3 protein-coding genes are annotated in these 2,810 nt (G+C 59.0%); 2 read left to right on the top strand and 1 reads right to left on the bottom strand.

Annotation, left to right across the window (positions count from 1 at the left end):
• A partial coding sequence (locus tag ACOCD2_RS15845) for a hypothetical protein (RefSeq protein WP_293674840.1) occupies window positions 1-408 on the top strand: 408 nt, incomplete at its 5' end.
• Window positions 405-1,253 carry a hypothetical protein gene (locus ACOCD2_RS15840; protein ID WP_293648956.1) on the top strand — a complete coding sequence of 283 codons (849 nt, stop codon included), beginning with the start codon at window positions 405-407 and terminating at the stop codon, window positions 1,251-1,253. The genes ACOCD2_RS15845 and ACOCD2_RS15840, both read left to right, overlap by 4 nt.
• 22 nt (window positions 1,254-1,275) lie before the next feature.
• Here the strand turns inward: ACOCD2_RS15840 and mgtE are convergent, their stop codons facing one another.
• On the bottom strand, window positions 1,276-2,637 hold the full coding sequence (mgtE, locus tag ACOCD2_RS15835) for a magnesium transporter (RefSeq protein WP_293648953.1): 1,362 nt from the start codon (window positions 2,635-2,637) through the stop codon (window positions 1,276-1,278).
• Window positions 2,638-2,810 lie beyond the last annotated feature (173 nt).

Below are 2,810 nucleotides of genomic sequence, written 5' to 3'. Positions count from 1 at the left end.
ATCGATGCCAACAATCTCAACCCCTTTGTGCCGCCCGAGCGTGTTGTCGAAGCGTATACCATCCCCCATCCTTCGGGCAATCTGGGGCGGTTTGTCGGTGAGTTCGATGTATCGGATGACGGCAGCGTCATCGTATTCTTTGTCGATGGGAACGTCGAAGCCGATGGCTCGCTGATATCGAGATATGACAGAGATCTGTTCGTGAAAACGGTTGCCGGTATCGACAACCTTACGCATGATGATCAGAATGCCAAAACCGGTGTGCGCATCAGCGGTGACGGTTCAACCATCATTTACCGTGGCAACAACGATCATAAGGATGCCTGGATGATCACGACACCGGATGCCGGCGTGAATGCCGCCCAACGCATCGATGAAACCCATCACAGTGTGGCCCGCGACCGGTGATTACCCGGGACGGCAGGCAGTTTTTCGCTCGTTCCGCCAGGGATGGGTTTGGCAGCTGTGATGCCTATCTGATCAATACCGACGGCAGCGGCAGAAGGATGGTGGATCCCAGTCCGGCAACCGGCGTGGCGGCGCGTACGTCGGAATTCGGTCTGAGTGCAGACGGAAGCAGGGTGCTTTTCGGTTATACGGAAGGTCAGGGGAGTTCAATACTGGGAGGGCAGATGTACACAGGTGTGCTCTATGCCGATGAACCTCATGTGAATCTCTGGCCGGATGCAGTGCCGGAAATTACCTACGTGGATTATCCTTCCCCGCTGGCCACCCGTCTCGACCAGGACTTCCCCCCATTCAAGGTGCAGATCGGAGTGTCCGATCCCAAGAATACTGCTGCCGTCAGTGTGGAGGATAGCCTGTATTTTGCCACTGCTTACCCGGATCCCGTGGGAAGCATCTTCCGGCTGATGTTCAGCCCCGTGGAGCAATCAACCGGCGTATGGAGCATTGATGGCAGACCGGCAACCAATTGGGCCAGCCTTCCCAATAAACTCGATCCGGAAATTGCCCGCTTTTCCGTTCTCAATCCTGATGGTGATGTTGCCTGCGCGGATGTGATTCTGCAGGCGGCCGAACCGGACTGTTCCGGAGACGGTGACCAGCGGCTCGTTCCTGCGGTCATGGTGATGGGCAAGGATGTGAGCTGCATAACCGGTGGCGCCATTGCCGTTGATCCGGGTGTGGCCGTCCGGGATGGTGTGATGCTCTACCTGTCAGGCGCAGAGGTCGGCTTCAGCTGGGATTTCCGGGTAACCGCCGGCGGCAGGCTGGATATCGTGGTCCAATAGCCCGGTTCTAGCGTTACAAGCGTTACAGCAGAAACAGGGTCGCCAGGCCGAGGAAGGCGAGAAAGCCCACAACGTCGGTAACGGTGGTGAGCAGTACCCCGCCTGCGAGGGCGGGATCTATGCCCATTTTGTCCAGCGCGAGGGGAAGCAGTGCGCCGGCAATGGCCGCGGCTATCAGGTTGATCATCATGGCGGCTGCGATCACCAGGGCGATGTCTGTGCTGTGGAACCACCAGCCGGCGATTGCGCCGACCACGAAGGCCCACAGCAGGCCATTGACCAGCGCGATGGCCAGTTCCTTGGCCAGCAGATAGCCGGCGTTCTTGCTGGACAGCTGTCCCAGGGCAAGGCCGCGGATGGCCAGGGTCAGTGTCTGGGTACCACCCACGCCGCCCATACTGGCGACGATGGGCATGAGTACGGCCAGGGCGACGATCTTTTCCAGCGTGCCTTCGAAGTGACCGATGACCCAGGAAGCCAGAAAGGCGGTGAGCAGGTTGATGCCCAGCCACAGGGCGCGGCGCTTGCTGCTCTCCATGACCGGGGCAAACATGTCCTCGTCTTCCGACAGACCGGCGCTGCCCATGAAATGGTGCTCGCCTTCCTCGCGGATCAGGTCGACCACGTCATCCACGGTGATCCGCCCCACCAGTTGGCCTTCATCGTTGACTACCGGCGCTGACAGCAGGTCGTATTGCTCGAAACGCCGGGCCACGTCGGTGTCACTGGTGAGGGCGTTGAAAGGCTGCACGCCCAGACTCATGACTTCGGCCACGGTTTCCTGGGGATCGTGAGTGACCAGATCGGCCAGACGCAGGGTGCCCAGGTACTTGTCATCGCGGTTGGTGACGAACAGCTGGTCCGTGTCCCGGGGTACGTCGTCGCCGAGCTGGCGCAGGTAGCGCAGCACCACGTCCAGGCTTACTTCGGGGCGCACCGTCACGGTGTCCGTGTTCATCAGGCCGCCGGCGGTGTCCTCGGGGTAGGAGAGCACGGTTTCCAGACGGCGTCTGTCCTGCTCGCTGAGGGACTCCATGACCTCCTTGGTGACATCGGAGGGCAGTTCCTGGATGAAGTCCGCCAGGTCGTCTACATCCATGTGCTCGGTGGCGGCGACGATGTCGTCCTGGTCCATGTTCTGGATCAGTTCGTTCCTCACGTTCTCCGTGAGCTCCATGAGGGTCTCGCCGTCCTGATCCGTGTCCAGCAGATCCCAGAGAATCTGGCGTTGGTTCAGGGGCAGAGCCTCCAGAACATGGGCGACCTCGGCGGGCTGAAGTTTCTTCAGCAGCCGGGCTGCTTCCCGCCAGGAATCCTGGTCCAGGTACTCCTGGATCTGTTCGAGGCGCGAAACTTCGCTTTCCGTTGTTGCCGGGGTGGTCATGGACGTGGTGAAATGCTGTGCACAGGTGATGATAAATTCTTTTCAGTTTAACAGTCTAGAGTTTAGAGTAAGCAACATTGTTCCACCGTATATTTTCGGGTGAAATAAAGTTGCTATTTTGTTCATACTGCCCGTTAGAGCTTGTTCTATACGCTGATTGCTGCATCCTGCTC

This window comes from Thiolapillus sp., from assembly GCF_048562965.1.
GTDB lineage: Bacteria > Pseudomonadota > Gammaproteobacteria > Chromatiales > Chromatiaceae > Thiolapillus > Thiolapillus brandeum_A.
Note: the sequence above shows the minus strand (reverse complement) of the source record. Positions and strands in the feature narration are given on the sequence as shown.

Excerpts from the sequence above, each read along its gene's own strand:
- mgtE (WP_293648953.1), bottom strand. The coding sequence starts at position 2,637 with ATGACCACCCCGGCAACAACGGAAAGCGAAGTTTCGCGCCTCGAACAG.